Source organism: Streptomyces sp. Ru72 (assembly GCF_002920635.1).
Classification (GTDB): domain Bacteria; phylum Actinomycetota; class Actinomycetes; order Streptomycetales; family Streptomycetaceae; genus Streptomyces.
Genome location: NZ_PQSR01000003.1, coordinates 146819 through 171956, shown reverse-complemented (window position 1 = coordinate 171956; position 25138 = coordinate 146819). Strand labels below are relative to the sequence as shown.

Sequence of the window (25138 nt, the reverse complement as noted above, 5' to 3'; positions counted from 1 at the left end):
ATGAGCACGGCCCGGGGCCGGCCGTCGGGCCGCAGGTCGTTGACCCCCGCCTCGGCGGCGAACCGCACGGCCATGCGGACCCGGGCGCCTGCCTCGGCGGCGCCCCGGAGCAGTTCGCGCCGGTCGGCGTGCGCCAGCGCCTCGGGGTCGTCGAGCAGCGATTCGTCGAGCATGGGCGGCAGCCTCCGATCGCCGGGTGCGTCAGGCGGGGCGGCGGGCTTCGTCGACGAGCAGGACCGGGATGCCGTCCCGAACGGGGTAGGCGAGGCCGCAGTCCTGGCTGGTGCAGACCAGCTCGCTCTCCTCCTCCTTGAGCGGTGCGTGGCACGCCGGGCAGGCGAGGATCTCGAGGAGGCCGGCTTCGAGCGGCATGACGGGTCCCTTCGGGCTGGTGCGCTTGGCCTGGTCAGACTACCGCTGTGGGCGGCGGCATGCGGGGGTTGGGCGGGGCGGGCGCTGCCGTGCGCCCGCCCCGCCCCGCGCGGTGGCTGGTGGGGCGTCAGGCCCGGATGATCTCCAGCGCCGCGTCCCGGATCTTCGCCATGCTCGCCTCGTCCCGCGCCTCGGCGTTCAGGCGCAGGAGCGGTTCGGTGTTGGAGGGGCGGACGTTGAACCACCAGTCGGCGGAGGAGACGGTCAGGCCGTCCAGCTCGTCCAGTTCGATGCCCTCGCGGCCCTCGTAGGCGGCCTTGATGGCGGCGAGGCGGCCCTTCTGGTCGTCGACCGTGGAGTTGATCTCGCCGGAGCCCACATAGCGGTCGTACTCGGCCACGAGCTGGGAGAGCGGGCCCTCCTGGCCGCCGAGGGCCGCCAGGACGTGGAGCGCGGCCAGCATGCCCGTGTCGGCGTTCCAGAAGTCCTTGAAGTAGTAGTGCGCGGAGTGCTCGCCGCCGAAGATCGCGCCGGTGCGGGCCATCTCGGCCTTGATGAAGGAGTGGCCCACGCGGGTGCGGACCGGCGTGCCGCCGTTCTCCCGGACGACCTCGGGCACCGACCAGGACGTGATCAGGTTGTGGATGACCGCGCCCTCGCCGCCGTGCTTGGCCAGTTCCCGGGCGGCGACCAGAGCGGTGATCGCGGACGGGGTGACCGGGTCGCCGTGCTCGTCGACGACGAAGCAGCGGTCCGCGTCGCCGTCGAAGGCGATGCCGATGTCGGCGCCCTCTTCGCGCACCCGCTTCTGCAGGTCGACGATGTTCTTCGGGTCGAGCGGGTTGGCCTCGTGGTTCGGGAAGGTGCCGTCCAGTTCGAAGTACATCGGGACCAGGTCGACGGGCAGTCCGGCGAGGACGGTGGGCACGGTGTGGCCGCCCATGCCGTTGCCGGCGTCGACGACGACCTTCAGCCGGCGGATGGACGTCAGGTCGGCGAGCGAGCGCAGGTAGGCGGCGTAGTCGTTCAGCGTGTCGCGCTGGGTGATCGTGCCCGGCGTCTCCACGGGCTGCGGCGCCTCCCCGTCCAGCCACTCCTCGACCAGGGCGCGGATCTCGGCGAGGCCCGTGTCCTGGCCGACGGGCGCGGCGCCCGCGCGGCACATCTTGATGCCGTTGTACTTGGCCGGGTTGTGCGAGGCGGTGAACATGGCGCCCGGCAGGTTCAGCGCGCCCGACGCGTAGTACAGCTGGTCCGTCGAGCACAGGCCGATCTCCGTGACGTCGGCACCGCGTCCGGCGGCTCCACGCGCGAAGGCGTCCGCCAGACCCGGGGACGAGGGCCGCATGTCGTGGCCGATCACGATCGCGTCCGCACCGGTCACCTGGGCGAAAGCCGCGCCGAACAGCTCGGCCAGCGTCTCGTCCCACTGGTCCGGGACCACCCCGCGTACGTCGTACGCCTTCACGATCTGCGACAGATCAGCAGCCACGGCCAACCCTCCTGAGTTCTCAACGATGCCCCCAAATTACCTGCCTGGGGCCGATGCCCAGCCTCGGGCCCCGGGATCCGACGAACGTTCGAACGGAGTTCATGCCGGATATCACCGGCACACGGGTCCGCGGGAGGGCACCCGATGGGGCAGGACGTGCGATCAGGGGGTGCAGAGAGGAGCGACGAGGAGCGGTGGACGCTCAGTTGTCGGGTGAGCGCAGGACCCGCAGATGGCCGCGGCGTGCGACCTCCATCGGGTCGGCCGTACGGGCGCTGCCGCCGCCCGCCTCGGCCGCGCGCTGATGCGGGCGGGCCGCCTCGCGGACCGCGTTGGCCAGCGCTTCCAGGTCGTCGCCGCTCGGGCGTGTGGGGGCCGAGCCGTCCAGCAACCGGACGACCTCCCAGCCGCGCGGGGCGGTCAGCCGCTCGGAGTGCTCGGCGCACAGGTCGTAGCAGTGGGGTTCGGCGTAGGTGGCGAGCGGGCCGAGGACCGCGGTCGAGTCGGCGTAGACGTACGTCAGCGTCGCGACGGCGGGTCGGCCGCAAGCGGTGCGCGAACAGCGACGTACAGGGCTCACGATGTTGGACGGTACCGCACTCTTGAGCGGGCCGCGACGACTCTCCCCCAGGTCACTCCACCGTGTCGTGCTGTGAAACACCCCACACCCCCTTTCGGGGCCACCTGGCTGACCTGCGTGGACAGCCCGTGAGGAGTTACCGGGCGACTCTGAAACCGGTCACCACTTGGTACAAACCCCGTCAAAGTTCATGAGCTCGACGGTCTCGAAGGCATACGGGATCGAGCCCAAGCTTGGCTGGAATGGTCATCCGGCGACATGCAGTGCGGCCTCTCCCTGCCGGGGCCTGACCGTCCGGGGCGAGCGGCGGAGGGGCGCGGTGGAAAGCGGCGGCGCGGTGAAGCGGCGTTGGTTCGCGTGGGGCCGGGCGTGGCGCCCCGGCGGGGACTACGCTTCTTTCAGTGATGGACACCCCCGTACCGCCCCGCGCCGCCGCACCCGGGCCCCGCCGCCGCGACCGCCACGGCCGAGGCATGCGCGGCCCCGTCGCACCGCCCCAGGTGCCGCTCTCCGCGAGCCGCGCCGAGGTGTTCGCGGATCTGGTGCAGGACTCCGTGGAGCGCCTGGAGCGGCGCTGGCCGCAGCTCGCCGACATCGACTTCCTGGTTCTCGAGGTGCCGCGCCTGGACGGCCCGGGCGCGGGATGGAGCGACGAAGCCGTACCCCTGGGAGGCACCATCCCGGCCGCCGACGGCCGCCACGCGCGGGTGGTGGTCTACCGGCGGCCGGTCGAGATCCGCACCAAGGGCCGCGACGAGCGCGCCGCCCTGGTCCACGAGGTGGTCGTGGAGCAGGTGGCGGAGCTGCTGGGGCTCACACCGGAGACGGTGGATCCGCGCTACGGCGAGGACTGAACCCCGCACGCTCACGGATCCTTCCGCACGCTCACGGATCCTTCCGCACGCTCACGGATCCTTCCGTCACTTCTCCAGCAGCACCGACAGGTCCTGTCGCGCCTCCGGCACTGCCACCGTGCCGCGGTCGTCCGGGAGGGTCTGCACGGTGAACGCCGACAGCCCCTCGATGGTCGTCCGGAGGGTGCGGGACGCGTAGACGGGGCCGCCGGAGAGCGTCTCCACGGTGAGCGCGTAGGTGCCCTTCAGGCCGCTCGGCACGGGCGCGTCCACGTCCTGTGTCGTGCCGCCCTTGATCGTGTACTGCTTCGTCACGGCCGTGCCGCCCTCGCTGCCCGCCGACGCGGTGACCTTGACGGTGGCCGTGGCGCCCGGTGCGGTCAGCGCGAGCGTGGTGCCCTTGGCGCTGTTGTCGGCGACCGACGCGCGCGCGCCGACCGGCGCGGTGGCCGGGATGAACGCCGACTCCTGCCCGCTGCCCTTGCCCCGCACCACGCGCAGCGCGGCGACCACCGGGACCGGGGTGCCGGTGGGCGTCAGCACCAGGGAGCCGGCCTCGCCGCGCGTGATGTCGCCGAGGTCGACGGCGGTGGTCATGCCGGCCTTCACGTGCACCGTCTCGTTCCCGGCCGGGGTGATCTCCCCGGAGGGCGAGGCGAGGCGCACCTTGAGGTCGGCGTCGGAGTCGCCGGGCGCGAAGGCGACCAGACGCACGTCGGTGGCGTCCTTGGGGATGCCGGGCAGCACCAGGGAGGCCGCCGGGTCGGTGGAGGCGGCCAGCCAGTCGCCGCCCAGCTTGTCGTCCAGGGCCTGCACGGCGGCGGCGACCCGGCCACTGCGGACGCTGACGTGGACCGTGAGGTCGCTCTCCTTGGCTGCGGTGAGCGTGGACAGCAGGACCGGTTCGCTGGAGTGCGGCTGGACGGTGATGCCCTCGCCGACCGTCGACTTCAGGTTGCCGTCCTTGCCGTACAGCTCGATGTCCACGACCGCGGCTGAGTCGTCGGGGTTCGTCAGGTGCACGTAGTCGGTGCGCGAGGCGGCGGTGCTGGCGCCCGGGAACCAGAACTCGGTGTCGGGGGCGGTGCAGTTGACACCGAGCAAGCCGCGCCCGGAGCCGGCGGCGACCGCGGTGGTCTCCTGGACCGTCCAGCCGGGCGCGAACCTGCCCGTGGCGGTGCCGATCAGCGCGGGCGTGTCGGCGCCCGAGCCGTCGCCGGTGGCCGGGGTGCCGGGCTGCTTGGGGGTCAGGGTCGGGGCGTCGGACCGCTTCTTGCCCTTGCCCGCCTTGCCGCTCTTGCCGGTGTCCGTGCTGTCCGTCGACTGCTCGGCGGCCGGGGCCAGTTGGGCCTTGCCGCTGTCGCCGGTGCCCTGCGCGACCGGTGTGAAGGACGTGTACGAGGTGTCGGCGATGTCCGAGTTGCTCGGCTGGGGGCACAGCAGCCGGGTCTGCTCCACCGGCAGCCGTACGGCCGTCTTCGGGGTGTCGCTGCCGGAGGCGGCCGGCGCGTCGAGCGCCGCGAATCCGGTGACGGCGGCGAGCGCGGTCGCGCCGACGATCAGGGACAGGGTCGTGCGGTTCACTGCTGGCTCCCGTCGGGGCGCTCACTGTCGGTGCCGTGCGCCGGGTCGTACGGCGTGGCGTAGCCCTGGGTGTACGTCGGGTCGTACGGCGCCGTGTTGCCGTACGCGTACGGGTCGTACTGGGCGCCCTGATAGGGGTCGGCCTGGTACTGCTGCTGTTCGTAGGCGCCCGGCGCGTACTGCTGGGGGACGCCCTGGTAGTGCTCCCCGCCGTAGCCGTACTCGGTCTCCGCGTAGCCCGTCGTGTCCCACTCCCCGTATGCCGCCTGGTGCGGGACGGCGGCGGGGGCCTCCTGCGGAGGGGCGGGCGGGGTGTCGGCTTCCTGGGCGGGCTCTTCCGCCTCGGCCTGCGCCCGCAGGCGGCGGGCGCGGCGGCCCTCGCCGGTGGTGTCCTGCGCGGGCACCAGCCGCTCCTCGGGGAGGTCGTCGTCGACGTCACGGCGGCGCCCGGGCAGGGCGAGCACCACCAGGACGACGGCGAGCGCGCCCTGCGCCCACAGCCAGGCGCTGTGGCCGAACGGAGTGTCATAGGTGACGTCCAACCTGCCGCCGGAGGCGGGCAGTCGGAAGCCCTGGGCCCAGCCGTCCACCGTGGTGGGGGTGAGCGGCTTGCCGTCCAGGGTGGCGGTCCAGTCGGGGTCGGCGGTGTCGGCGATCCTCAGGATGCGGCCCTCGCCGCCCGAGGGGATCGCGGTGTGGATGTCCACCGGTCCGGCCGCGACGGGCTGCGGCGCGCCCGTGCCGCCGACGATCGCGGCGCGGGACACCTCGTGGTCGACGCGCCACAGGGCGCTGCCGTCCTGCTGGCTGAGCCGGGTCAGGCCGGGCGTGGCGTCCAGCAGGCGGCTGATGTCGCGGGGTGCGCCCTTGCGGACGAGGACGTAGCGCACGGCGAAGCCGCCGAGTTCGTCGGCCTGGTCGGCGCCGGAACCCGCCACGAGGTTGGCGACGACCCGGTCGAGCTGCTTGTTCTCGCCGTCCTCTGCGGCCAGTTCACCGTCGCCGAGGCGGGCGCCGGAGCCGCGCACCAGGGTGTAGCGCACGCGCGCGGTGGACTCGCCGTCGAGGACGAGAGTGCGGGCCTGGTCACTGGTGCCGCTCTCCTCGGCCACGAACGCGGGCACCTGCACGGGGTCGCGCCGCTCCAGGGGCCCGTCCGCGCCGCGGATCATCCACCCGGCGGCGATGAGCAGGGGCCCGGCCGCGGACGCGAACGCGATGAGCGCGGCGACCGGCTGGCGCCAGCCGAAGCTCTGCTCGGCCACGCGTGCGCGTGCGCCGTCCGCACCGACCGCCGCGGCGGCCAGCAACGCGAGGCCGTAGACGAGGGTCGCGGGTCCGGCCCAGGCGGAGCGGTTGGACAGGACCGCGAAGACGAGCGCCACCAGGGCGGCCGCCCACGCCGTCCAGACGGCGGCCTGGCGCTCGCCGCGCATCAGGGCGGCCAGCGCGGCGAGGACGACGCCGATGAGCATCAGCCCGCTGACCGTGCCCGGTCCGCCCGGGCCGGCGCCGAGCAGGTCCAAGGCGGAGGCCGCGCTCGCGCCGTACGCCAGACCGGCCTCCTTGAAGAAGCCGAACGGCAGCAGCGACAGCGACCAGGGAGCGAGCACCAGCAGTGGGGTGCCGATCTGGGCGAGGAAGCGCAGAGCGTGGGCGACGATGTCGTCGCGGCGCACGACGAGCAGCGCGACGCCCAGGACCAGGGCGATCGGCCACACGATCGGCGTGAACGCGGTGGTGATCGTCAGCAGGAGTGCGTAGGCCCACGTGGCGCGCCAGCTGCCGCGCGCGCCGGAGGTGTGGGCGAGCCCACTGGCCGCGATGCCCGCGCGCGCGATGAGCGGCAGCAGGACGGCGAGGACCGCGGTGCCGAGGCGGCCGCCGGCGAGGGCGCCGGTGGCGGCGGGCAGGAAGGCGTAGGCGACGGACGCCCACGCGCGCAGCAGCCGCGACTCGACCAGGGGACGCGAGGCGAAGTACGCGGTGAACCCGGCGAGCGGCACCGAGCAGACGAGCAGCACCGTGACCGCGAGACCGGTGGAGCCGAGCAGCATCGAGGCGAGCAGGGCGACGAGCGCCAGATAGGGCGGCGCCGAGTGCGTGCCGCCGGCGCCCACCGGATGCCAGGCGTCGAGATAGCGCGACCACAGCTCGGAGGAGTCGGCGGGCGCGGGCAGCAGCGCGCCGCCCGCGAGCGCGCCACCGCCGAGCAGCGCGCGGCAGGCGACGAGCGAGACCAGCAGGAGGACGCCGAAGAGCACCGGTCCGGGCTTGCGGGCGATGCGCTTGAGGCGGGCGAACTGTTCGACCTCCAGGAAGTCGGCGTCGTCACCTCCGGGTCCGGACTCCAGGCCGCCGCCGTGCCGGCCGGCCGAGGACACCTCGGGGTCGGAGCGGCCCACCAGGTTGCTCGCGACCTGTTCGACGGTGGCCCGGACGGTCGCTCCGGGCGGCGGGAACAGCGCGCGCAGCTCCCCCTTGTCGACCTGTGGACGGCCGCGCCTGCGGCGTCCGGCGATGATCCGCTCGGGCCGCAGCAGCGTCCCCAGCAGGCCGCGGATCTCGTCGACGGCCTGCCCGGGCACCTTGCCGACGAGGTACGCCACCGTGCGCAGCAGGGTGCCGAGCACCAGACGGAGCAGGACCCAGGGCAGCTGTGCGGAACGGGCGTTGACGAGGAGGGTGTAGACGGCGCCCGCCTTGTCGACCTTGTGCGGGGAGGCCGCGGTGCGGCCCACGCAGTCGACGGTGCGGCGCTCGCGGGAGGCCGCCTCGGCGTGTCGTACGACCGCGTCGGGGGCTACGAGGACGCGGTGGCCTGCGGCCTGGGCGCGCCAGCACAGGTCGACGTCGTCACGCATCAGCGGCAGGTTCCGGTCGAATCCGCCGAGCTGCTCAAAGACATCACGCCGGATCAGCATGCCGGCGGTGGACACGGACAGCACCGGGCGGACGTGGTCGTGCTGGCCCTGGTCCTGTTCACGGCGGTCCAGGCTGGTCCAGCGACGGCCGGAGTTGGCGATGGTGACGCCGACCTCGAGCAGCTGCCGGCGGTCGTACCAGCCGCGGAGCTTGGGCCCGACGACGGCGACCTCGCGTCCCATCTCGGCCTCGTGCTCCACGACGCGCAACAGCTCTGCCAGTGCGCCCGGTTCGGGGGCGCAGTCGTCGTGCAGGAGCCACAGCCACTGCACCGGCTCGCCGTACGGCAGCTCCGGCATGTCGTAGGCCTCGTCCCGCCAGGTGCGGGTCACGGGGTCCCAGCCGCTCGGGCGCTTGAGGTAGGGCAGGTCGTCCGGGGTCGGCACGGGCGCGGAGCGGCTCGCCTCCTCGACGGCCTGGCCGAAACCGGTGCGCCGGGCCAGGTGGAGGACGCGGTCGGGGCCGAGGGCATCGGTGAGCAGCTGGGCGGATTCGTCCGCGCTGCCGGTGTCGGCCGCCACGGCGTTCTGCACGGGGCGCTCCTGGCCGAGCAGCCCTGCGAGCGCGTCGGGCAGCCAGCGGGCGCCGTCGTGGGCGACGAGCACCGCGGTGACCACGTGGCGCGGGAACTCTGGTGGAGACGGGTCGTGTTGGACCGCCATATGGCTGTGCACGGACATCGAGGTACGGGCCCCGGTTCGTTGGACTGCGGTGGACGCCTGTGCCCCGATGGGACAGCGGGACGTCTCGGACGGAGGCCCACACTAACGGCTGGACAAGATCACGGCCCGTCGCCTGTGGACAAGCCACCTGCGACGGGCCATTCGTTACGAAAGGATGTGCGGCTTTTCGCCGCTCGCCGGCCGGACCGGCCGCCACACCCGCACGCGCCTGCTTTACGACGTCCTGAACGACTCTTTTCGGACGGTGTCGACAGTGGCCACAGCGGCGTCAGACGGCGGCCTTCTTCAGACGGCGGCGCTCACGCTCGGACAGGCCGCCCCAGATGCCGAACCGCTCGTCGTTGGCGAGCGCGTACTCGAGGCACTCGGAGCGGACCTCGCAGGCGAGGCAGACCTTCTTGGCCTCGCGGGTGGAGCCGCCCTTCTCGGGAAAGAAGGACTCGGGGTCGGTCTGGGCGCACAGCGCGCGCTCCTGCCAGCCGAGTTCCTCGTCCGCGTCGTCGACCAGCAGTTGCTGCACCAGCTCGGTCATGTGCGCCCCTCGTCTGTCTTTCGCGTCCCCGTGATGTAGCCGTTACCGAATCCGGCTGAACGACACGAGTGAAATTACAAGTGTGCCGATCCGGGCCAGTCAAGCCGAGATCTGCTATTGAGCCCCTTATTCACTCTGCGGAACCAAGGCTATGCGGAAAGTGTTCAAATCGGCATAAACCCTGACAGCCTGTTGGGGGTCCAGGTGGCCCTGGGACCCCTCACCGAGAAGGACGCCCAGCAGTTCGATCTCGTTCCGACACGTACGCCGAAGCGAACCGGATCACATTCGGATCACGAGATCGCAACGACGTCCACGCGCCCGGCGGTGCGCCATGTGTCCCCCCGACGGCACTGAACAAACCTTTCCTCTGCAGGATGAACCGGATGAGGTGAAACAGCTCCCACATGGCGGACGTCAAGTTGACAGGGAAAGGTGTGAACCGATGTCCTAGTGGGCATGCTCGCGAACTCGGCACTCACCCAGACCCGCACCGCCGGGTCCCACGGTGCTGCCCGCGCTCGCTGTAGCTGTTGCTGTTCCGGCTGTTGAGCCTTCCCCCGCGCTCCGGCCGCTCCCGGGTCCACACGGCCCGGCTGCAGTTCCCTCCGCCCGCACCAGGGCTCGCGCCATGCCCCTGACCCGGGCGGACGACACGCGACACCCCACCCCCCGCACTCTCCCGCCGAGGAAACACGCACCCATGAACAGCGACAGCGACCTGCAGATCGCCGGCGACATCCTGGAAGTACCGCACCTCCTCCAGCCGCCGCGCGAGCACCCGGTCACCGTGGCCGAGTTCGCCGGGCTCGCCCGCACCATCGCCGCCGACCGCTCCCGGTGGGAGCACCTGGTCCGGTACGACGCGACCTCCCGCTGGTACCACCGGCTGCAGACCGGACCCGGCTACGAGGTGTGGCTGCTGTCCTGGGTGCCCGGGCAGGGCAGCGGGCTGCACGACCACGGGCGCTCGTCGGGCGTACTGACCGTCCTGCACGGCGCGCTCACGGAGCGCACGGAGCGCGGCACGCGCGCACTGCGCACGGGGGCGCAGCGTGTGTTCGCACCCGGCTACGTACACGAAGTGGTGAACGACGCGCTGGAACCGGCGGTCAGCCTGCACGTCTACTTCCCCGGGCTGACGGAGATGCCGATGCACACCAGGGCGTGCGCGGCGGAGCGCGGCACGGCGGACACGGTCACGGCCTGAGAGCCCCGGAAGGAAGAGGGAGCCCCGGGCAGAGGGGGAGCCGGGCGGCGGGCCGGGACCCGCCGGGTGCCGGGCGGCGTCGCGGGTGTCACCGCCGGGTCACGCGTTGTCGTAGGCGCCTGCAAGACTGCACCCATGCGCATTGTGGTTCTGGCAGGCGGCATCGGCGGTGCCCGGTTTCTGCGGGGTCTGAAGCGGGCCGTGCCCGACGCGGAGATCACCGTCATCGGCAACACCGGCGACGACATCCACCTCTTCGGGCTGAAGGTCTGCCCGGACCTCGACACGGTGATGTACACGCTCGGCGGCGGCATCAACGAGGAACAGGGCTGGGGCCGGGCCGACGAGACCTTCCACCTCAAGGAGGAGCTCGCGGCGTACGGCGTCGGGCCGGAGTGGTTCGGGCTCGGCGACCGTGACTTCGCCACGCACATCGTGCGGACCCAGATGCTGGGCGCGGGCTACCCGCTGAGCGCGGTGACCGAGGCCCTGTGCGACCGATGGAAGCCCGGCGTCCGGCTCATCCCCATGTCGGACGACCGCGTCGAGACGCATGTCGCCGTCACCCTGCCGGACAGCGGCTCAGCCGCCGGCTCCGGCGAGCGCAAGGTCATCCACTTCCAGGAGTACTGGGTGCGGCTGCGTGCCTCCGTCCCGGCCGAGGCTGTCGTTCCGGTCGGCGCCGAACAGGCGAAGCCCGCGCCGGGTGTCCTGGAGGCGATCGCCGAGGCGGACGTGATCCTCTTCCCGCCGTCCAACCCCGTCGTCTCCATCGGCACGATCCTCGCGGTCCCCGGCATCCGGGAGGCCATCGCGGACGCCGGGGTCCCGGTGGTGGGCCTGTCCCCCATCATCGGTGACGCTCCCGTGCGCGGGATGGCCGACAAGGTGCTCGCGGCGGTCGGCGTGGAGTCCACGGCCGCGGCGGTGGCCGAGCACTACGGCTCGGGGCTGCTGGACGGCTGGCTCGTCGACACGGTCGACACGGCCGCCGTGGAGCGCGTGGAGGCCGCGGGCATCCGCTGCCGCGCGGTACCGCTGATGATGACGGACCTGGATGCGACCGCGCGGATGGCCTGGGAGGCCCTCGCGCTGGCGGAGGAGGTGCGGGGGGCTTGAGCAGCGGGCTTTCCACGGATGCCGGGGCCGGCGGCGGTGCTCCCGTCGCGGCGCCCGCCTACCGGGTGTGGGCGCTTGCGGGGCTGCCGGAGATCCGTGAGGGCGACGACCTCGCCAAGGTGATCGCCGCGGCCGAGCCGGGGCTCGTCGACGGCGACGTCCTCCTCGTCACCTCCAAGATCGTCTCGAAGGCGGAGGGACGCGTCGTCCGGGCGGACGACCGGGAGGCCGCCATCGACGCCGAGACCGTGCGGGTCGTGGCCCGGCGCGGTCCGCTCAGGATCGTGGAGAACCGGCAGGGCCTGGTGATGGCCGCCGCCGGTGTCGACGCCTCCAACACCCCTGCGGGCACCGTGCTGTTGCTGCCCGAGGACCCCGACGCGTCCGCGCGCACCGTCCGCGAGGGACTGCGGGACACGCTCGGCGTGGAGGTCGGCGTGATCGTCACGGACACCTTCGGGCGGCCCTGGCGCACCGGGCTCACCGACGTCGCCATCGGGGCTGCGGGCGTACGGGTCCTCGACGACCTGCGCGGCGGCACGGACGCGCACGGCAACCCGCTGAGCGCGACCGTCGTCGCCACCGCCGACGAGCTGGCGGCCGCGGGCGATCTGGTCAAGGGCAAGGCGGCCGGGCTGCCCGTCGCGGTGGTCCGCGGGCTGCCGCACGTGGTGACCGGCGACCACGGCGACGGCGCGCGGGCCATGGTGCGCGGCGCGCGCGACGACATGTTCCGGCTTGGCACGTCGGAGGCGGTACGGGAGGCGGTGACCCAACGGCGCACGGTGCGCGCGTTCACCGACGAGCCCGTCGACCCCGGTGCCGTACGCCGTGCGGTGGCCGCCGCCGTGACGGCCCCCGCGCCGCACCACACCACGCCGTGGCGGTTCGTGCTGCTGGAGTCCGAGGAGTCGCGGACGCGGCTGCTCGACGCGATGCGGGACGCGTGGATCGCGGACCTGCGCCGGGACGGGAAGAGCGAGGAGTCCATCGCCAAGCGCGTCCGGCGCGGGGACGTGCTGCGCAACGCGCCGTACCTCGTCGTGCCGTGCATGGTCATGGACGGCTCCCACACCTACGGCGACGCGCGGCGGGACGCGGCCGAGCGGGAGATGTTCGTGGTCGCGACGGGCGCGGGGGTACAGAACCTCCTCGTCGCCCTCGCCGGGGAGCGGCTGGGGTCGGCGTGGGTGTCCTCGACGATGTTCTGCCGGGACGTCGTGCGCGAGGTGCTGAAACTGCCGGCGAACTGGGAGCCGATGGGCGCCGTGGCGGTGGGGCATCCGGCTGGGGAACCGAAGCCGCGGCCGGAGCGGGATGCGGGGGCGTTCATCGAGGTGCGGTGAGCCGGGGGCCGCAAGGCCGCCGGAGCGGGGCACGCGCCCCCTACCCTCGTAGGACGACACCCAGAGCACCAGGACACCTACCACCAGGACCTCATCCGTGGCCGGACGCTTCGCTCCCCGCCCCACCCCCACGACCGCGCGCGGTGGGCATGTCGTCGTGCCCGCAGGGGTGCCGCGGCCGGCCGCGGCACCCGGACGGCGGCGGACCTGGAGTCCGCCCGGGCCACTGGACCTGGGCCTGGTGCTCGGGCCGCTGCGGCGCGGGCCCGCCGATCCCACCTTCCGGACGACGCCCGACGGCTCGGTGTGGCGGGCCAGCCGTACGCCGCTGGGTCCGGGCACGCTGCGGGTGGCGCTGCGCGGCGGGGTCGCCGAGGCGGAGGCCTGGGGGCCCGGGGCGGAGTGGCTGCTGGACCAACTGCCTGAACTGCTCGGCGCGTTGGACGATCCCGACGCCTTCGAGCCACGGCACCGACTGGTCGCGCTGGCACGGCACCGCCGGCCGGGGCTGCGGCTCACCCGGACCGGCCTGGTACTGGAGTCGTTGATTCCGTCGATCCTGGAGCAGAAGGTCACGACGGACGAGGCCTACCGGGCCTGGCGGCTGCTCGTACGGAAGTTCGGCGAACCGGCTCCGGGACCCGCGCCGGGGCGGATGCATGTGATGCCGGCGCCGCGGACGTGGGCGCTCATTCCGTCCTGGGAGTGGCACCGTGCCGGAGTCGACAACAAGCGGGCGTCGACGATCCTGCGGGCCGTGCGGGTCGCCGCCCGCCTGGAGCAGGCGGTGGGGATGGAACCGGCCGAGGCTCAGGCGCGGCTCGAGGTGGTGCCCGGGATCGGGCCGTGGACCTCGGCGGAGACCGTTCAGCGCAGTCACGGGGCGGCGGACTCGGTGACCGTGGGGGACCTGCACCTGCCCGGGATCGTGGGATACGCGCTGGCCGGGAACCGGGACGCGGACGACTCCGTGATGCTGTCGCTGCTTCAGCCGTACGCCGGCCAGCGGCACCGGGCGGCCCGGCTGATCCTGTTGAGCGGGTCTGCGCCGCCGCGGCGCGCCCCACGGATGCGGCGGGGGGACATCGGCCGGTTGTAACGCGACGCCGGGTGCCCATGTGACACAGGGCACCCGGCGTCGTCGAAAGGCGCTGCTACTGGTCCGAGGAGAAGCGCACCGCGCCCGCCGGGATCCGCGCGTCGCACCAGACCCGCACTCCTTCACGGAGTTCGTTGTCCGCGCCGACCACCGCGCCGTCACCGATGACCGCGCCCGTGACGATCGAGCGCTCGCCGATGCGGGAGCGGGCGCCGATCAGGGAGTCCGTGATGACCGCGCCGGGCTCCACGACGGCGCCGGAGAGCACCGTGCTGCCGGAGATCCGGGCGCCCTCTCCGACGAACGCGCCCTCGCCCACCACCGTGCCGCCCGTCAGCTTCGCGTCCGACGCGACCGTGGCCGTCGGCAGGATCAGACGGTCGCCGCAGCGGCCGGGTACCGCCGGGGACGGGGCCCGCCCGAGGACGAGGTCCGCCGAGCCGCGCACGAAGGCGGCCGGGGTGCCCAGGTCCAGCCAGTACGTGGAGTCGACCATGCCCTGCAGATGGGCTCCCGCCGCGAGCAGGTCCGGGAACGTCTCGCGTTCCACCGACACCGGGCGGCCCACGGGAATCGTGTCGATCACCGAGCGGCGGAAGACGTACGCGCCGGCGTTGATCTGGTCGGTGACGATCTCCTCGGGGGTCTGCGGCTTCTCCAGGAACGCCGTCACCCGGCCCGCCTCGTCCGTGGGGACCAGGCCGTACGCCCTCGGGTCCGTCACCTTCGTCAGGTGCAGCGACACGTCCGCGCCCGTCGACTGGTGGGTGTGGACCAGGGCGCGGATGTCGAGGCCCGTGAGGATGTCCCCGTTGAAGACCAGCACCGGGTCCTCGGGACCGGAGTGGAGGCGGCTCACCACGTTTCGGATGGCGCCGCCCGTGCCGAGGGGCTCCTCCTCCGTGACGTACTCGAGGCGGAGGCCGAGGGACGAGCCGTCACCGAAGTACGGCTCGAAGACCTCAGCCAGATAGGAGGTGGCGAGCACGATGTGCTCCACGCCCGCCGCCTTCGCCCGCGCCAGCTGGTGTGTGAGGAACGGGACCCCGGCCGCCGGAACCATCGGCTTGGGGGTGTGCACCGTGAGCGGGCGAAGTCGGGTGCCTCTACCGCCGACCAGGAGGATCGCTTCTGTCACCTGTCGTCTCTGCTTCCTGCCGGGACCGGCCAGACTGTGAATCGGCCGACCAGTGTATGCAGACCGTGTTGCGAGGACCGCAAGGGGCGTTATGAGGACCGTGAGAGTGGTCTCTCTCAGGCACCTTCGTCATGCGGCGGGCTTTTGTCCTCAGCGGCCCTGCAGGCGGGCCGCGGTGGAGCGGATCGTGGAGAGTTTGCCGTAGAGCTGCGCTCCAGGACAGTCCGTGGCGTACCCGTCGCGATGGCCCGAGAGCACGTTGAGTTGTGCCTTCACACCCTTTGGGTAGAGATTGCCACCTCCGGACACCAGGTATGTCGTGGCGCGCGGATCCATGCCGTACAGACCGAGTTTCCACGCGCTCAGTGCGCCCACGCCGTCCAGCGTCTGGGCCGACGGTTTGGTGTTTCCGGAGTAGGTGCCGATGACGGCGATGCCCGTGCTGTCGCTGTTGAACCCGAGGGTGTGGGCGCCCAGCACAGGCTTGTCGATGCCTCCGGCGCGGCCCTCGTAGATGGTTCCGCACTTGTCGACGAGGAAGTTGTAGCCGATGTCCCGCCAGCCGTTACTCACCACGTGGTAGCGGTAGATACTGCGGATGACGGAAGGCGCCTCCGCGCAGGTGTAGTTGTTGCCCGACGCCGTGTGGTGCACGAACGCCACCTTCACGCTGTCCGTGTAGACGAAGCCCGCCTCGCGCAGGGTTTCGTCCGCGCCCCAGCCGCTGCGGGTGACGATTTTCGGGCGCGGGGCGGTGTGGGTCCCCGAGTGCTCCGGGAGCTGCTGAGGGACTGCTTCCGGCTCCTTGCCCGGAGTTTCCTTTGCGGGGCCGGTGGTGTCCGCGGGGTTCGCCGTCCCCTGCGCGGGGGCGGCGGTCTCCTCCGCCGTGTCCGGCGGTTCCTTCACCGTCCCCTGCGGTCCCCCCGAATCCTTCGCCCCCTGCGGCTCCAGCGCCTCGTGCGAGGGTGACGGGGCCGCGCCGTCACCCGGGGACATGCGACCGGCGTCCCGGCCGAGCGCGTTGGAGCCCGCAGCGGCCGCGGTGCCGGGCGCGCTCCGGTCGGACGGTTCCGGCGCCGCCGCGTGTGCGGTGGGGCCGGGGGCGCCCGGCTTCGAATCGACGCCGGGGTCGACCAGTTCGACGCGGAGTCCGTTGGGGAGCACGGGCGATCGCGTCGTTCCGGTGTCGTCCCCCTCGGCGCTCACCCGTACCGCCACTCCGTCCGAGTCACCGACCCACAGCGGCGCAGTCGCCCCGCGCGCCCTGCTGGACCGGCCCTCCGCAGTGCCGGGGTCGGGGCCGTGGCCGTGGTGGTGCGTCTCGAGTTCCTGCCACTCGGACCACTGGTGCGTCCCGCTCGCGCGGGTACGGACCTCGACATGGCCGTGGAGTTCGGTGCCCGGGTCGTCCCAGACGACGCCGACGAGCGAGAAGGAGCGCACCGCCTGCGGGGTCAGACCCGCTTCGACCACCGCCCCGGCGGTGCGGGTGAAGGGCACGAGGGGGAAGGACTGGGTACTGCCGGGGACGGCCGCCGAAGCCGACGGATGCCGCACACCTGTTCCGGCCACCGCGGCCGGGATCGCGAGCGGAAGGGTCAGTACCGCCGCACAGGTGGCACCGATCGAGGAAGCAAGATATCCACGCATGCATGAGATCTTGGACATAGTCAGACATATATGTCCATTTAGAATCTGACGACCCGTCGACTGCACTCGGCCGAACCGGTGGCGCCCGACATCCCGCCACCGACGCGCGCACGCCCGCCCCCGCGTACTCTTGCGCCGTGAACGCCACCGACCGCACCCCCGCCGACCTGCTGCGATCCGCGCTCGCCGCGGACCCCGCGCGCCCCCTGGTGACCTTCTACGACGACGCCACGGGCGAACGCGTCGAACTCTCCGTGGCCACCTTCGCCAATTGGGTGGCCAAGACCGCCAACCTCCTTCAGGGTGACCTCGCCGCCGAGCCCGGCGACCGGGTCGCACTGCTGCTGCCCGCGCACTGGCAGACGGCGGTGTGGCTGCTCGCCTGCTCGTCCGTGGGCGTCCTCGCGGACGTCGACGGCGATCCGGGCGCCGCCGACCTCGTGGTCAGCGGCCCTGACACGCTGGACGCGGCGCGCGCTTGCTCCGGGGAGCGCGTGGCCCTCGCCCTGCGCCCCCTGGGCGGCCGCTTCCCGCAGGCCCCGGACGGCTTCGTCGACTACGCCGTCGAAGTGCCGAGCCAGGGCGACCGCTTCCAGCCGTACGCTCCCGTCGACCCGGACGAGCCGGCGCTGATCGTCGCCGGGGCCGAGTACACGGCGGCGGAGGTCGTGGAACGGGCCCGGGCGGACGCACCGCCCCTCGGGCTGACGGGCCCCGGGGCGCGGTTGCTGTCGGGGTTGCCGTACGACACCTGGGCCGGGTTGAGCGCCGGGTTGTACGCGCCCTTGGCCGCGGGAGGCTCGGTCGTGTTGTGCCGGCATCTCGAGCGGTTGGGAGAGGAAGGGCTGGCCAAGCGGATCGAGAGCGAAAAGGTGACGGCGACGGCTGTCAGCTGATCAGCGCCGGGCGGTCCCCGCGGTTGTTCGACCGCGCGCCCCCCGCGGCTGATCACGCCACGCCGCGGAGCCGCACGATCTCACGGTCCCGCGCCCCTATAGAGGAGCGGTCGGCGTCCATCCGGACCAGTATCGGAAGCCCCGCAACCCGGCCCCGGGCCATGGTCGTAACAGCAGCTTCCGCTCATACGACGCAAGGCGGTGGACCCGGCAGTGAGAGCACGTCATCGGCGGTGGCGCTGGGTGCGGTGGTGTGCGGTCGGACTGGCCGCGCTCCTGCTGGGTGCCGCCGGGGCCGGCTGGGTCGCGTACGAGAAGCTGGACTCGAACATCACCGCGGACGAGGCCGCCGCCGCCGAGCTCGCCCGGTACGAGAAGGAGCGGCCGGCTTCGCTCGTGCGCGGTGCGCGGAACATCCTGCTCATCGGGTCCGACTCGCGTGCGGGTGCCGGCAACGGCCGGTACGGGCGGGATGCCGGGACGGAGCGGTCCGACACCACGATCCTGCTGCACCTCGCGGCCGACCGGCGCAGTGCCACCGCCGTGTCCCTGCCCCGTGACCTCATGGTGAACGTGCCGAGCTGCGGCCGGCCGGACGGCAGCCGCAGCGAGGCGCAGTTCACCATGTTCAACCACGCCTTCGCGACCGGGGGTTCCGCCTGCACGGTCCGTACCGTCGAGAAGCTGACGAACATCCGCGTCGACCACCACATGGTCGTCGACTTCAACGGCTTCAAGAAGATGATCGACGCGCTCGGTGGCGTCCAGGTGTGCCTGCGGCATCCGATCGACGACACGGCCGCCAGGCTCAGACTGCCCGCGGGCAAGGTGACGCTCGACGGCGAGCAGGCTCTCGGCTACGTACGGGCCCGCAAGAGCCTCGGCGACGGCAGCGACACCGAGCGGATGGAGCGCCAGCAGCGTTTCCTCGGCGCGCTGGTGACCAAGGTGCGCAGCAACGGCGTCCTGCTCAACCCGGTGAAGCTGTATCCCGTGCTGGACGCGGCCACCTCGGCCCTCACCACGGACCCGGGTCTGGCGAGTCTGCGCGGACTCTATGCACTCGTGCGCGGGCTCGGGAACCTCTCCGCGGAACATGTGCGGTTCCTGACGGCCCCGCGCACCCCGTACCCGGGCGACATCAATCGTGACCAACTCGTGCAGCCGGCGGCGGACAGACTCTTCCGGCGTCTGCGCGCGGACCAGCCGGTCGAGGTCACCAAGGAAGTTCCGGGTAATTCAGTCGCAAAAACGAGCAATACGCCGCCCGGTTCCGGACCCGGTTCGCGGGAGAAGGCACCATCCGGGCCCACTCCCACTTTCACCGGCAACACGGCCGCCCAGGACGCCTGCGGGTAAAGCGCACCCCATGACGGGGAACGCGTGAGCTAAGAAGTGTCTGAGATATAGGGCGGATTGCCCGGTTGTGGGGAAGTGGAATTTGTCACCGCCGTCGCTCAACGCTGAACTGGGCGGATAGTGTGAGCGATCCGGTGCCACGCCCCGAGGTCCGTCCTGGGCACACGCACTGGCTGAAGAGACCCGAGCGCCTCGAGGGGGAAGGCGCCGCGTGGCCCCGACGGAGGATTCGGACAACCGTGGACGCGCAAGGCCGTGGGCGGGCGGACAACATCGACCCCGCAGACCAGTGGGTGCTCAACCCGAACACCGGCGAATACGAACTGCGACTGGCCGCTCCCGGAGCGCAGTCGTCCGTGCCGAGACCGCGCAGGGAGACCCCCGCCGGCAGCGCGCAGGGGGGCACCCGCACGGCACCCGGCCACGGGGAACCGGCCCCGGACGTCCTCCCCGGTCAGCGCCGCCGCCGGGGGGCGCCCCCGGAGCCGCAGGGGCGCCGCCGGGGCCGTACCAAGCCCAAGAAGGGCAAGGCGAAGAAGATACTGCTGTGGACCGGCGGCAGCATGGCGTTCGTGCTCGTCGCGGTCACGGCGGCCGGTTACTTCTACCTGCAGCACCTCGAGGGCAACGTCTCTACGACGGACGTGGGTGACGCCGCGAAGAACGGCTTCAGCAAGGACGAGGCCTTCAACATCCTGATCATCGGTACCGACAAGCGCACCGGTAAGGGCAACGAGGGCTACGGCGACAAGGGCAGCGTCGGCCATGCCGACACCAACATCCTGCTGCACGTCTCCAAGGACCGGACGAACGCGACCGCGCTCAGCATCCCCCGCGACCTGATCGTCAACGTCCCGGACTGCCCGACCAAGCAGCCCGACGGCACCGTCAAGGTCATCCCCGGCACGCAGAACGTCCGCTTCAACACGAGCCTCGGGCAGGACGGCCGCGACCCCGGCTGCACGATGCGCACGGTGAAGGAGATCACCGGGGGCATAGAGCCCGACCACTTCATGATGCTCGACTTCAACGCGGTCAAGACGCTGACGACGGCGGTGGGCGGCGTCCAGGTGTGTCTGAAGCACGCGGTCAACGACGAGAAGTCGCACCTCCAGTTGCCCGCCGGCCCGTCCACGATCGAGGGTGAGAAGGCCCTCGCGTTCGTGCGCACGCGGCACGCCTGGGGCAACCATGGCGACCTGGACCGGATCAAGGTGCAGCAGCAGTTCATGGCGTCGCTGATGCGCAAGATGGCCTCGAGCGACACGCTGACCAACCCGTCGAAGCTGCTCGACCTCGCCGAGGCCGCCACCAAGGCACTGACCGTCGACACGGGCCTGCACAAGGTGAGCACGCTCAAGGACGTGGCCCTGGAGCTCAAGAAGGTGCCGCCGAAGAACATCACCTTCCTGACCGTGCCGGTGGCCGACAATCCTGCGGACGGCCCGGTGCACAAGACAGTCATCGTCGACCCGAACTCGGCTCCCCAGGTCTTCAACGCGATCAAGAACGACGTGTCCTTCACCACGGTGAAGAAGAAGCAGCAGGCGGCGAAGACCGCCGGGAACGACCTGCTCAAGGGCTCACGCTCGGCTGCCGGGGACATCCGCGTCGACATCTACAACGGCGGCGCCCCCGGCGGCAGCGCACAGGCGACTTTGAGCTGGCTGCAGAACAACGAGGGCGTGACCAAGTCCAGCCAGCTCGGCAACGCGGGCAGGACACTCGGCAAGACGACGCTCGAGTACTCTCCCGACCAGGCCGACCAGGCGCGGAAGCTGGCGGACATCATGGGATTGCCCGCTTCGGCGCTGAAGCCGGGCAAGAGCGAGAAGAACGACCAGGGGCTGCCCGCGATCGTGCTGACCCTCGGACAGGACTTCCAGGGCCCGGGCACGCCGCTCACCGCTCCGACCAAGGCGCCGGACGTCCCCAACAGGTCCACAGCGGACAAGGTTCAGTGCGCCAGTTGAGCGCACAGCGCCACCTTATGGGCCGGTCGTGCGTCTAACAGGACGCCTGACAGGCCCGTCAGGTGCCGCAAGGGTGGGGAGGATGGGTAGTTGACGCAGTACGGTCTGCGCGGGGAAGCATCTGCGGTCGAAGAGGCCATGTCCCTCTCACCCCAGGGACGGCACACGCCGGACGGCCATGGCTCGAGCGGGGGGCGAGGGCCCGGCAACGGCGGACGCGGCGGCGGCAACAGACGCCGCAGGAGGCGCACGCTGCGGTGGTCGGCGACGGTTCTGTCGGTCGTCATACTCGGCACGGCCGGCGCCGGATACCTCTACTACCAGCACCTGAACGGGAACATCCGTAAGGGCGAGCGCAGCAGTGGCGACTCCAAGGCACAGAAGACCCAGCCGAACGCGGCCGGCCAGACGCCGGTGAACATCCTGCTGATCGGCTCGGACAGCCGTAACTCCGACGCGAACGTGGCGCTGGGCGGCAGCAGGGACAACCGTGGCAACCCGCCGCTGGCGGACGTCGAGATGCTCATCCACCTGTCCGCCGACCGCAAGAGCGCCGCCGTGGTGAGCATCCCGCGCGACACCCGCGTCGACATCCCCAAGTGCAAGGACCCGGCGACCGGCCACGAGTACCCGCCGACCAACGCCATCATCAACGAGTCGCTGGCCCGCGGCGGCCCCGGCTGCACGCTGGCCACCTGGCAGAACCTGACCAAGGTCTACATCGACCACTGGATGATGATCGACTTCGCCGGCGTGGTGAAGATGGCGGACGCCATCGGCGGCGTCGACGTCTGCGTGAACCAGAACGTCTGGGACCGCCCACTGCCCAAGGTACCCGGTGGTTCCGGCCTGAAGATGACGGCCGGCACCAAGAAGGTCACGGGCAAGCAGGCCCTGCAGTGGCTGCGCACCCGGCACGCCTGGGGCAGTGACCTGCTGCGGGCCAGAGCGCAGCACATGTACATGAACTCGATGATCCGCACGCTGAAGAGCGAGAACGTCTTCACCGACACCGGCCGGCTGATGAATCTGGCCGAGGCGGCCACGAAGTCCCTGCAGGTCTCCGAGGAGATCGGCTCGGTCAGGAAGCTCTACGACCTGGCGATGCAGCTCAAGACGGTCCCGACGAACCGCATCACGATGACCACGATGCCCAACGTCGCCGACCCGCAGAACGACGACCACGTGGTCCCCGACGGCGCCAACGCGGACAAGATCTGGGAGATGATCCGCGACGACGTGCCGTTCGACGACAAGGGCACGGCGCCGGCGCCGAAGAAGACGGCGAGCGCGAGCCAGGCGGCCAAGGCTCCCTCGGCCACGGTCGCGGCCGACCGGTTGGGCGTGGTGGTGCAGAACGCCACCAGGACGTCCACGCAGGCCCCGGTGCCCCGCCGGGCGCGCGACATCAGCCAGGTGCTCGTGGGGAAGGGCTTCGCCAAGGCGGTGGCCGACACGACCGCGGCGCTGTCCGAGGACCAGACGGTCGTGCGCTACCCGAGCGCGGACCTGGAGGGTGACGCCCGGAGCGTCGCCACGGCACTGGGCATTCCCATGAGTGCCGTGAAGAAGTCGACCGACGTGTCGGGCGTCACGGTGGTCGTGGGCTCGGACTGGCGTACCGGCACCAGCTACCCGAAGCAGTCCGCTCCGAAGCCCGGGGACCTTCCCAGCAACTCCGACGCCATCAACGGCTCGGACACCGGCCAGTGCATGGACGTCTACAAGCCCTACCGCTGGTAGTCGGCCAACGGCCGTGTTCCGCAGGACGGAGGGGCCTGCCACTTGGGTGGCAGGCCCCTCCGCACGAGAACGACGGCAACTTCACCAAGTACGCCGGTCCCGTGTACGTCTACGCGCCCAACGCCTGCGCGTACCTTCACACCATCGCCCCCGAGGACGAGTGGTGGAGCAACGCGATGGGCTGCAACTGATCTGGCCTCCGACACGGCGGAGAGGGGTTCGGCACGCCGGGTCCGAGCCCCTCTCAGTTGCGTACGGTCAGTAGGCGGCGGTCCGGGTGTTGGCGGAGCCCGCCGCGGAGTCGATGGCCGCCTGGGCGAAGGAGGTCATGCCCTTGTCGTAGACCATCGGCGTGTAGCACTGCGACTGCCCCTGGGAAATGGTGCAGCTGTAGGTGCGGCCGTCGTTGTTGCGGATGACGTAGGCGTGGGCGCAGTCGTAGCCCGCGGAGGCGTTGCCGCACGCTCCCTGGGTGTAGTTCAGGGTCAGTCTCGCCCAAGCGGTGTGGCAGGCCAGGCTGTATCTCAGCTCGATCGTGCCGAACGTGGCGTTGCTGTTCTTGACGGTCGCGGACGCCACCGTGCTGGCACCGGAGGAGCAACCGGTGGACGACGGGTCGGAGCCGTCGTACGTGTAGGCCTGGGCGCCCCCCGTGGCCGCGATCATCGCGAGTCCGAGTCCCCCGGCCACCACACCCGCACGAGCGAAGTTCCTCATCTTGGAACGCACTTGGTCCCCTCCTGGGCATGCGTGCTGAGCCTGCGGCCGGTGACCGGCAGGCGTGTGAGAGTGGAAAGCGCGCCAATCCGATCATGGCCACGACATACCGTCAACTGACTTTGCTCCCGGCGAAGTTGCCGGGCACGGGGTGCCGGGCAGGAGCCGGTACGGCGCTCGTGTCGCGGAGCGATGGGCGCCAACTCCTCGATCGGGTAAGGATTTTTACTTATTGATCTCTTATGCAAGCATCCGGCCCATGAACGTCACTAAGAAGATCGGAACAGTTCTCACCTCCCTCGCCGCGCTCATCGGCATCGGCGTCGTCGTGGCCCCCAGCGCCTCCGCCTCCACGCCCTCCTCGTGCTCGAGCGTCTCCCAGGTCGGGACCACGCGCGTCCTGACGGTGGGCGGCATCCAGGCCGCGTCGGTGAAGCAGTACTACGGCTGCGGCTACAACTACGCCTACATCTACGTCTGGCAGCAGTACCGCGACACGCACTCTTCCTGGGACCTGTACGTGAAGATCGTCAACGAGGCGGACTCCGGCACCGACTACGGACAGGCCACCCTGAACAACACCACGCGGTCCGAGTTGTGGGGTCCTGCGGCCAACACGGCCGCGTACTGCACGCACGCCACGGGCTACCTGAACTCGACCGGGGGATCGACCAGCTCCGTGTGCTGACGTCCCTCCCCTGCACCAGCCCCGGACCCACGCAGGGTGTCCGGGGCTGATGCGCGTCTGCCGACGGCTCCGGCAATCGGGCCGGTCAGGCCTGGCTGACCACAGCCGGCCGCCGGGACGCGATGACCTTCCTCGCCAGGGACCTGGGGCTCGTCAGGAAGCCCCAGCCCCACGACATGTGCATCGTGGCGAGGGCGACGGGGATCTGCAGACGGGCCTTCAGCGGCAGGCCCCTGCCCGCCGGGACGGAGCCCAGCACGATCGCCGCGAGATAGCCGCCGGGGATCACGAAACCCCACGGGGTGATCGCGGCGCCCACCACGATGCCCGCAGCGATCGCGCACACGGCGGTCGGCGGGGCGAGGTAGCGCAGGTTGATGGAGCCCTCGTGGTAGCGGGCGACGACATGGCGCCAGCGGCCGTAGTCCTTGTACTGCTTGGCGAGCGCGCGCACCGAGGGCCTGGGCCGGTACGACACCTTCAGCTCCGGAGAGAACCAGATCAGGCCGCCCGCCTCGCGGATGCGGAAGTTCAGCTCCCAGTCCTGGGCCCTGATGAACTCCTCGTTGTAGCCGCCCTGCTGCTCGAGGGCCTCCCGGCGGAAGACGCCGAGGTAGACCGTCTCCGCGGGGCCGGCCTCTCCGCCGGTGTGGAAGGCGGCGTTCCCGACACCGATCTTCGAGGTCATGGCGGCGGCGACCGCGTGCTCCCAGTCGTTCTCGCCCTCGGCGTGCATGATGCCGCCGACGTTCTGCGCGCCGGTCTCCTCCAGGAGGCGTACGGCGGTCGCGATGTAGTTCGGCGAGAGCATGCCGTGGCCGTCGACGCGGACCACGATCGGGTGCCGGGAGGCCTTGATCGCGGCGTTGAGCGCGGCGGGCGTGCGGCCGGTCGGGTTCGGGACCGTGTGCACGCGGGGGTCCTCCCGGACCAGCTCGGCCGCGATCTCGTCCGTGCGGTCCGTGGACGGGCCGAGCGCGATCACGACTTCCATCTCGCCGCCGTACTCCTGCGCGAGGATCGCTCGGACGGCTCCGCGCAGATGCCGCTCCTCGTTGAGCACGGGCATGATCACGGACACGGCAGGCAGCTGCACGTCGGGCTTGGCGTTCATAGGAGCCTCACGTTACCGCGAACGGGGGACACCGGTGCGCGCCGCCCGGGCGCCACCGAGGGCC

At 71.6% G+C, this 25138-nt stretch carries 20 protein-coding genes and 1 pseudogene; 10 read left to right on the top strand and 11 right to left on the bottom strand.

Annotated features, from left to right (window positions below):
* From C3488_RS41245 to C3488_RS02910, 4 genes and pseudogenes are all read right to left on the bottom strand, one after another.
* Positions 1-173 (bottom strand): annotated as a pseudogene (locus C3488_RS41245) (mannose-6-phosphate isomerase); the annotation flags it as partial.
* Positions 174-201: 28 nt separating this feature from the next.
* Positions 202-372, bottom strand: coding sequence for a Trm112 family protein (locus C3488_RS02920; protein ID WP_079050632.1), 171 nt, complete (start codon positions 370-372; stop codon positions 202-204).
* Between the two features lie 127 nt (positions 373-499).
* The gene (locus tag C3488_RS02915; RefSeq protein WP_103837692.1) at positions 500-1864 is read right to left on the bottom strand and encodes a phosphomannomutase/phosphoglucomutase; all 1365 of its coding nucleotides are present in this window, start codon (positions 1862-1864) and stop codon (positions 500-502) included.
* A 202-nt stretch (positions 1865-2066) separates the two neighbouring features.
* A complete protein-coding gene (locus C3488_RS02910) occupies positions 2067-2444 on the bottom strand; it encodes a DUF3499 domain-containing protein (RefSeq protein ID WP_374955394.1) in 378 nt (125 codons plus the stop codon).
* Between the two features lie 404 nt (positions 2445-2848).
* Here C3488_RS02910 and C3488_RS02905 point away from each other — a divergent pair, with 404 nt between their 5' ends.
* Complete coding sequence (locus tag C3488_RS02905; protein WP_103837691.1) at positions 2849-3298, top strand: metallopeptidase family protein; 450 nt, start codon at positions 2849-2851, stop codon at positions 3296-3298.
* A gap of 66 nt (positions 3299-3364) precedes the next feature.
* Here the strand turns inward: C3488_RS02905 and C3488_RS02900 are convergent, their stop codons facing one another.
* The 3 genes from C3488_RS02900 to C3488_RS02890 form a co-directional block, all read right to left on the bottom strand.
* Entirely contained in the window at positions 3365-4882 is a 1518-nt protein-coding gene (locus tag C3488_RS02900; protein ID WP_103837690.1) for a DUF5719 family protein, read from the bottom strand.
* Complete coding sequence (locus C3488_RS02895) at positions 4879-8487, bottom strand: glycosyltransferase family 2 protein (protein ID WP_103837689.1); 3609 nt, start codon at positions 8485-8487, stop codon at positions 4879-4881. The genes C3488_RS02900 and C3488_RS02895 overlap by 4 nt, the downstream gene beginning before the upstream one ends.
* Positions 8488-8758: 271 nt before the next feature.
* Positions 8759-9022, bottom strand: coding sequence for a WhiB family transcriptional regulator (locus C3488_RS02890; RefSeq protein WP_003975777.1), 264 nt, complete (start codon positions 9020-9022; stop codon positions 8759-8761).
* A gap of 703 nt (positions 9023-9725) precedes the next feature.
* Here C3488_RS02890 and C3488_RS02880 point away from each other — a divergent pair.
* The 4 genes from C3488_RS02880 (at position 9726) to C3488_RS02865 (ending at position 13796) form a co-directional block, all read left to right on the top strand.
* A complete protein-coding gene (locus tag C3488_RS02880) occupies positions 9726-10232 on the top strand; it encodes a cysteine dioxygenase family protein (RefSeq protein WP_103837688.1) in 507 nt (168 codons plus the stop codon).
* Positions 10233-10367: 135 nt separating this feature from the next.
* A complete protein-coding gene (gene cofD / locus C3488_RS02875) occupies positions 10368-11351 on the top strand; it encodes a 2-phospho-L-lactate transferase (protein WP_103837687.1) in 984 nt (327 codons plus the stop codon).
* Positions 11348-12697 carry a coenzyme F420-0:L-glutamate ligase gene (locus tag C3488_RS02870; protein ID WP_103837686.1) on the top strand — a complete coding sequence of 450 codons (1350 nt, stop codon included), beginning with the start codon at positions 11348-11350 and terminating at the stop codon, positions 12695-12697. The genes cofD and C3488_RS02870 overlap by 4 nt, the downstream gene beginning before the upstream one ends.
* 97 nt (positions 12698-12794) lie before the next feature.
* The gene (locus C3488_RS02865) at positions 12795-13796 is read left to right on the top strand and encodes a DNA-3-methyladenine glycosylase (protein WP_103837685.1); all 1002 of its coding nucleotides are present in this window, start codon (positions 12795-12797) and stop codon (positions 13794-13796) included.
* Positions 13797-13851: 55 nt separating this feature from the next.
* Here the strand turns inward: C3488_RS02865 and C3488_RS02860 are convergent, their stop codons facing one another.
* Both C3488_RS02860 and C3488_RS02855 read right to left on the bottom strand, forming a co-directional pair.
* A complete protein-coding gene (locus C3488_RS02860) occupies positions 13852-14934 on the bottom strand; it encodes an NDP-sugar synthase (RefSeq protein ID WP_103837684.1) in 1083 nt (360 codons plus the stop codon).
* A gap of 150 nt (positions 14935-15084) precedes the next feature.
* A complete protein-coding gene (locus tag C3488_RS02855; RefSeq protein WP_103837704.1) occupies positions 15085-16584 on the bottom strand; it encodes an N-acetylmuramoyl-L-alanine amidase in 1500 nt (499 codons plus the stop codon).
* A 137-nt stretch (positions 16585-16721) separates the two neighbouring features.
* On the opposite strand from C3488_RS02855, the gene C3488_RS02850 reads away from it, so the two are divergent.
* From C3488_RS02850 to C3488_RS02835, 4 genes are all read left to right on the top strand, one after another.
* The gene (locus C3488_RS02850; RefSeq protein WP_103837683.1) at positions 16722-17480 is read left to right on the top strand and encodes a TIGR03089 family protein; all 759 of its coding nucleotides are present in this window, start codon (positions 16722-16724) and stop codon (positions 17478-17480) included.
* A gap of 213 nt (positions 17481-17693) precedes the next feature.
* Entirely contained in the window at positions 17694-18839 is a 1146-nt protein-coding gene (locus C3488_RS02845) for an LCP family protein (protein WP_258053259.1), read from the top strand.
* A 239-nt stretch (positions 18840-19078) separates the two neighbouring features.
* On the top strand, positions 19079-20812 hold the full coding sequence (locus C3488_RS02840) for an LCP family protein (RefSeq protein ID WP_103837681.1): 1734 nt from the start codon (positions 19079-19081) through the stop codon (positions 20810-20812).
* A 138-nt stretch (positions 20813-20950) separates the two neighbouring features.
* On the top strand, positions 20951-22555 hold the full coding sequence (locus tag C3488_RS02835) for an LCP family protein (RefSeq protein ID WP_103837680.1): 1605 nt from the start codon (positions 20951-20953) through the stop codon (positions 22553-22555).
* Positions 22556-22813: 258 nt separating this feature from the next.
* Here C3488_RS02835 and C3488_RS02830 read toward each other — a convergent pair whose 3' ends face one another.
* Complete coding sequence (locus C3488_RS02830) at positions 22814-23284, bottom strand: DUF2690 domain-containing protein (protein WP_103837679.1); 471 nt, start codon at positions 23282-23284, stop codon at positions 22814-22816.
* A 247-nt stretch (positions 23285-23531) separates the two neighbouring features.
* On the opposite strand from C3488_RS02830, the gene C3488_RS02825 reads away from it, so the two are divergent.
* A complete protein-coding gene (locus C3488_RS02825) occupies positions 23532-23960 on the top strand; it encodes a hypothetical protein (protein ID WP_146067825.1) in 429 nt (142 codons plus the stop codon).
* A gap of 85 nt (positions 23961-24045) precedes the next feature.
* Here the strand turns inward: C3488_RS02825 and C3488_RS02820 are convergent, their stop codons facing one another.
* The gene (locus C3488_RS02820; protein ID WP_103837677.1) at positions 24046-25074 is read right to left on the bottom strand and encodes a glycosyltransferase family 2 protein; all 1029 of its coding nucleotides are present in this window, start codon (positions 25072-25074) and stop codon (positions 24046-24048) included.
* Positions 25075-25138: the final 64 nt, after the last annotated feature.

What these genes read in the sequence shown, in the direction of transcription:
- C3488_RS02920 (WP_079050632.1), bottom strand. Translation starts at nt 372, where the DNA reads ATGCCGCTCGAAGCCGGCCTCCTCGAGATCCTCGCCTGCCCGGCGTGC.
- C3488_RS02905 (WP_103837691.1), top strand. Translation starts at nt 2,849, where the DNA reads ATGGACACCCCCGTACCGCCCCGCGCCGCCGCACCCGGGCCCCGCCGC.
- C3488_RS02895 (WP_103837689.1), bottom strand. Translation starts at nt 8,487, where the DNA reads ATGTCCGTGCACAGCCATATGGCGGTCCAACACGACCCGTCTCCACCA.
- C3488_RS02890 (WP_003975777.1), bottom strand. Translation starts at nt 9,022, where the DNA reads ATGACCGAGCTGGTGCAGCAACTGCTGGTCGACGACGCGGACGAGGAA.
- C3488_RS02880 (WP_103837688.1), top strand. Translation starts at nt 9,726, where the DNA reads ATGAACAGCGACAGCGACCTGCAGATCGCCGGCGACATCCTGGAAGTA.
- cofD (WP_103837687.1), top strand. Translation starts at nt 10,368, where the DNA reads ATGCGCATTGTGGTTCTGGCAGGCGGCATCGGCGGTGCCCGGTTTCTG.
- C3488_RS02855 (WP_103837704.1), bottom strand. Translation starts at nt 16,584, where the DNA reads ATGCGTGGATATCTTGCTTCCTCGATCGGTGCCACCTGTGCGGCGGTA.
- C3488_RS02835 (WP_103837680.1), top strand. Translation starts at nt 20,951, where the DNA reads ATGTCCCTCTCACCCCAGGGACGGCACACGCCGGACGGCCATGGCTCG.
- C3488_RS02825 (WP_146067825.1), top strand. Translation starts at nt 23,532, where the DNA reads ATGAACGTCACTAAGAAGATCGGAACAGTTCTCACCTCCCTCGCCGCG.
- C3488_RS02820 (WP_103837677.1), bottom strand. Translation starts at nt 25,074, where the DNA reads ATGAACGCCAAGCCCGACGTGCAGCTGCCTGCCGTGTCCGTGATCATG.